Here is a 3,339-nt window from a genome sequence, read left to right as displayed (position 1 = left end):
GGGGTTTGTGCTACCTTTCATCATCTATGTCGTCGCGGGTTTTGCAGAGATCGGCGGATGCTTCGCCTTCTGGAGCTGGCTCCGGCTGGGGCGTTCGCCGCTGGTTCTCGTTCCGGGCATGGTGTCGCTGGTCCTGTTCGCCTTTCTGCTGACCCGTATCGATACGGATACGGCGGGGCGGGCCTATGCAGCCTATGGCGGCGTCTACATCACCGCCTCGCTCATGTGGATGCGACTGGTCGAGGGGCGCACCCCGGACCGGTGGGAGATTGTTGGTGCCCTAGTGTGCCTCGGCGGGGCCAGCCTGATCCTGTTCGCGCCCCGGACGTAAATTGAGGGGGCTATGCTGCCGCGCGGTGCTCATTGCGCGCGGCCTGCCAGACTTCGCGGGCGGCGTCGGCGTTCATCGCGGCGATACCGAGCCCGACAAGTAGGTCCGGCCATGCGGCGTGCCACAGAAAGGCCGTGACCAGGCCTGCGACGATGATCGCGATATTGGCCAGCACGTCGTTGCGCGCCGACAGGAAGGCAGCGCGCGTCAGACTGCCTGCATGATAGCGATAGCGGGTCAGCATGAGCGCACAGGAGAAATTTACCACAAGCGCCCCCAATCCTGTCACCGACAGGACGAGCGGCTGGGGCGGTGTCGGAAGATTGAATTTTTGCCATGCGGTCCAGAGCGTCGCGAGCGCCGGAACCAGCAGGATAGCGGCAAGGGCCATTCCGACCCGCGCCCGGCTGCGCGCCGTCCAGCCGAGTGCCGCTACGATCAGGAAATTGACGGAGGCGTCTTCCAGGAAATCGACGCTATCCGCGAACAGGGAGACCGAGCCGATGGCAAGCGCTACCGTGAATTCGATGCCAAAATAGGCAAGATTCAGAAGTCCCACGAGAGAGATGACCCGTCGCAGGGTGCCGGCCATGTCGTTCGGTGGTGTGGAATTCATCGTTTTTATCTCTTTCGTTCTATCAGGTTTCTCCCATCCGAAGATGGATTATAGGCGAAGATCAGACCGCACTTTCGCAGCATGCGCGGTTCCCCGCCGGCTCGATGGTGGCAAGTTCGTCAAGAATCACGCACTCGGAGCCGGGACCGCCGGCGCATTGTGCGTCGCAGGTCGCGACGAACCCGGCGATGCTTTTCTCGAGCGCCTTCAATTCGCGCAACTTCGCCCGGACGTCCATCAGGTGAGTATGCGCGAGGTCGCGGGCTTCCGCACAGGATCGCGTACGGTCCTGTACCAATTCGACCAATGCCCGAACCTGATCGATCGAAAAGCCAAACGCCCGGCAGCGCCGAATGAAGGTAAGCCGTCGAACATCGTCTTCAGCATAACGCCGCTGATTGCCTTCCTGTCGTTCCGGACGTGGAAGCAGGCCGATCTCTTCATAATAGCGGATCGTGGGGGCATTGGTACGGGTGCGCTCGGCCAACTCGCCGATCTTGTATCCGGGCATGGGGGGAAACTCGCGTAAAAAATATCTTGAACCTCAAGTTACTTGAACTCGTAAACAAGCGCCAGACCGTCACGCGAACGGGCGGAACGGCATCGAGGAGAGTATCGTGACGAAGCCAAACGAGCCTGCCCCACTTGCCTGCACACTGGAGAACAGCGATCTGGCGAGGCGGCTGGAGTGGATCGCCAGTCTCAACGCCAGGGCGCTTCGGTCAGCGCACCGAGATGGTCTTCATCTCGTGCTGGATTATGATCCTGCCGCACGGGACGATATCGCGCGTATGGTCGAAGGCGAACGAACCTGTTGCGCGTTCCTCGCGTTTGACATCGCTGAACGTATGGATGCGCTGACTCTGACGATTACTGCCCCGGAGTATGCGCGTGAGGCTGCGGAAACGCTGCTTGAGCAGTTTGCGTCGCGCAGTCAGCCAGCAACCGCGCCGATGAAAAAGACCTGCGGGTGCGCGGCGGAGTGCGGCGCATGAGCGAGGCGAGCGCATCGGGAAACAAGGCGGCCAGCGCGGTTGCCATGACGGCGTCCAGTGCGGCGCTGGCCTGCGGCGTGTGCTGCGTCGTGCCGCTCGCGCTGCCGGCCGCGATCCTCGGGTCAGTAGGCGGTATTCTCGCCTGGTTCGCCAACGCCTATCGCTGGCTGACGCCGGTCGCGATCCTGGCGGTTGCTGTCGGTTGGTTCTGGGTGGGTTATCAGGCGTACCAGACAGGACACAGGCCTGGCTGGCAGACGCTCGGCATCATGGGGTTCGCCACGATCATGGGGTGTCTTGCATGGCTCTGGCCACGGATCGAGCCGGTGGCGATTGGGTTCTTGCGCGGGTAGCCTGCCGCGGATCGGACGCCATTATTGGACCCACGCCAAGACCTTAACCGCCTCCCGGAACGATACGTCACGGGTTGGGCGTGCTTCCGATCGCAGAGGCACCCAGCATATCGAGCACCGGGCAAGTCAGGGCCTCCGACTCACGGCATTGTTCGATGCTTGTTGTCAGGAGCGATGCGAGCCGTTGCAGGTCGGAGATCTTGCTCTGGATGTCGCCCAGATGAGCTATGGCGAGTGTTCTGACCTCGTCGCAGGAGGGTAGGCCGGGTTCTGCCAAGGCGAGCAGGGTTCTGATTTCCTCGATGTCGAAACCAAGATCCCGCGCGCGTCGGACGAATGACAGGCGCCTGACATCCTCGGCCCGATAATGGCGATAGCCATTACGCGCCCTTCGCGGCGCGGGAATGAGGCCGATGCGCTCATAGTAGCGCACCGTCTCCAGATGAACGCCGGTTTCCGATGCCAGCTTGCCGATCGTGATGGCGACCATGCGTCACTCCTGCTCTTGAGTCCGTAGCCACTACGGGGTGTAGCATGAAGCGCGACGCAATGGGAAAGTGACGATCATGGATGAGACGGCGGACCTGCCTCAACGAACATCACGTAGCCGCATGGGCATGGAAAGAGGTGGAGTCCTGTGTGTCGCGGGCGGTATGGCCGCCGGTGTGGGTGCGCTGATCGCGTCGTCCTGCTGCCTCATTCCGCTCGCCTTCGCTTCTCTGGGCGCCGGTGCGGGGGTTTTCAGTGTTCTGTCGAGACTTGCGCCATGGCGCGTGCCATTGATTGCGCTGGCGGTCGCGGCGCTGGTCAGCGCCTGGGCGCTCAATCGGCGGCAGGCCAGGGTCTGTTGTGCGGGTGTGGAAAGTGGGTCTATCCGGCGACGCATCGGGGTTATCCAGATGCTATCCTTTGCCACCGCGCTCATCGTGCTGGCGGCATTGGTGTGGCCACGCCTGGAACCCGTCCTGCTCAGGAGCCTGTCTGTAAGATGATTCGGCCTGCCTCGCTTCTGACCTGTCCCGCATGTGGCCAGCAATCACTGGA

The 3,339-nt window shown here is 62.2% G+C and carries 7 protein-coding genes; 4 read left to right on the top strand and 3 right to left on the bottom strand.

Translation table 11 applies throughout. The features are described from left to right. Positions 1-7 precede the first annotated feature (7 nt). Entirely contained in the window at positions 8-331 is a 324-nt protein-coding gene (locus P792_RS34175; protein ID WP_023979793.1) for a YnfA family protein, read from the top strand. Positions 332-341: 10 nt separating this feature from the next. Here the strand turns inward: P792_RS34175 and P792_RS34170 are convergent, their stop codons facing one another. Further along, complete coding sequence (locus P792_RS34170) at positions 342-947, bottom strand: cation transporter (RefSeq protein WP_010667497.1); 606 nt, start codon at positions 945-947, stop codon at positions 342-344. A gap of 61 nt (positions 948-1,008) precedes the next feature. After that, entirely contained in the window at positions 1,009-1,458 is a 450-nt protein-coding gene (locus P792_RS34165; RefSeq protein WP_010667496.1) for a helix-turn-helix domain-containing protein, read from the bottom strand. 106 nt (positions 1,459-1,564) lie between these two features. Between P792_RS34165 and P792_RS34160 the strand changes: the two genes are divergently transcribed. Both P792_RS34160 and P792_RS34155 read left to right on the top strand, forming a co-directional pair. After that, complete coding sequence (locus tag P792_RS34160) at positions 1,565-1,942, top strand: hypothetical protein (RefSeq protein WP_010667495.1); 378 nt, start codon at positions 1,565-1,567, stop codon at positions 1,940-1,942. Beyond that, positions 1,939-2,295 (top strand): hypothetical protein, encoded by a 357-nt coding sequence (locus P792_RS34155; RefSeq protein WP_023979792.1) that lies wholly within the window; start codon positions 1,939-1,941, stop codon positions 2,293-2,295. Before P792_RS34160 ends, P792_RS34155 begins: the two co-directional genes overlap by 4 nt. 67 nt (positions 2,296-2,362) lie before the next feature. On the opposite strand, the gene P792_RS34150 is transcribed toward P792_RS34155, so the two are convergent. Continuing rightward, the gene (locus P792_RS34150) at positions 2,363-2,785 is read right to left on the bottom strand and encodes a helix-turn-helix domain-containing protein (protein WP_018308113.1); all 423 of its coding nucleotides are present in this window, start codon (positions 2,783-2,785) and stop codon (positions 2,363-2,365) included. Between the two features lie 121 nt (positions 2,786-2,906). On the opposite strand from P792_RS34150, the gene P792_RS34145 reads away from it, so the two are divergent. Beyond that, positions 2,907-3,287: a hypothetical protein gene (locus P792_RS34145; protein WP_010667671.1), complete on the top strand. Its 381-nt coding sequence runs from the start codon at positions 2,907-2,909 to the stop codon at positions 3,285-3,287. Positions 3,288-3,339: the final 52 nt, after the last annotated feature.

The sequence above is a fragment of the Asaia sp. SF2.1 genome, from assembly GCF_000505765.1.
In the GTDB taxonomy this organism is placed as follows: Bacteria; Pseudomonadota; Alphaproteobacteria; order Acetobacterales; family Acetobacteraceae; genus Asaia; species Asaia bogorensis.
Note: the sequence above shows the minus strand (reverse complement) of the source record. Positions and strands in the feature narration are given on the sequence as shown.